The sequence below is a fragment of the Paramaledivibacter caminithermalis DSM 15212 genome (genome assembly GCF_900142245.1).
In the GTDB taxonomy this organism is placed as follows: Bacteria; Bacillota; Clostridia; order Peptostreptococcales; family Caminicellaceae; genus Paramaledivibacter; species Paramaledivibacter caminithermalis.
In genome coordinates this window covers 1-1,072 of the sequence record NZ_FRAG01000154.1, presented here as the reverse complement: position 1 = coordinate 1,072, position 1,072 = coordinate 1, and the positions used below count along the sequence as shown (strand labels likewise).

Annotated in this window: 1 protein-coding gene; it reads right to left on the bottom strand. The window is 30.8% G+C overall.

Going from position 1 to position 1,072, the window contains the following annotated elements:
- Nucleotides 1-210: 210 nt before the first annotated feature.
- Entirely contained in the window at nucleotides 211-894 is a 684-nt protein-coding gene (locus tag BUB36_RS19020; RefSeq protein WP_073153924.1) for a hypothetical protein, read from the bottom strand.
- Nucleotides 895-1,072: the final 178 nt, after the last annotated feature.

Below are 1,072 nucleotides of genomic sequence, written 5' to 3'. Positions count from 1 at the left end.
CCAACACTATTATACCACTATCATGCAGCTTCGCTGTTTGCTAAAGCTACCCGACTGAAAGTCGGGGGATTTAAACCTGGCACATGGAAATTAAATGAGTTTATGAACTATTTTATAGCTTCGCTACCTACTGTTTTAAAGGAAAAGCTGGCTATTTTGTGCTGCGAAAGTTGAGTAAAATATATATGCGTGCTGTTTTTGTATCTTTTATTATTCTACACCATGAAAAATTATATCTCCCGAAGAATCTATAGAAAAATGTCCATATCCATAACGAAGAACCCCTAATTCATACCAACTGCTAAAACGATTATATGCATCTGCTCCATCAGGTTCTAAATCTTTTACAGTCCAGTTAGCTCCTGATACATGCTCAGTTGCTATGCCATCCATATAGTTACTACCTACTCTACTTTTTATACCATCAGCAACAGTTAGATATGTCCCATAATACATTTGGCTATTCCACTCAAATCCTACTTGATATACAAAAGTTTCGCTAATAAGTTCTTCATCAAGGCCTTCTGGTTTAAATTGGTATAAATTGTTAGATTTAGATAAAACGTTCGATTTAAAACTTTTACCTTTATCTGTATTTGACGAAACAGAAACTATTAATTTACTACCTATATATTTAGAATATTCGTTTTCATCTTTCATTAATTTTTTCATCGTTTCTTGCAAAGATTCATAAATTTCTTCATTACTCATTTCCCCAAATAGTTCTTCTTTATCTTTGATATTAAATCCAACTGTCACAATTTTTCCTGCTTTAGGTATGCTTGCTTTAGTATCTTTTACAATATCTTTTGTAGTAAAATCGCTTGCAAAAACTACTATAGAACTAACTAACATTGTGAATACGAATCCTAAAACAATAAATAGTTTTTTCATGAAAATCTCTCCTTTTAATCATATTTTTGTTAGTAATATAATACCATTTATTTGTATTTTTGTAAACAGTATAATGTTATAGGGATAGTGTCAAGATACTGTAGGAAAAAAATTTAAAAAAAATTCTTATGTTCTGATGAAATTAAGCACCACGAACAGACTTGAGTAATTCACTAGC

Bases quoted from the DNA above. Each gene is read 5' to 3' on its own strand.
- BUB36_RS19020 (WP_073153924.1), bottom strand. From the start codon at position 894: ATGAAAAAACTATTTATTGTTTTAGGATTCGTATTCACAATGTTAGTT.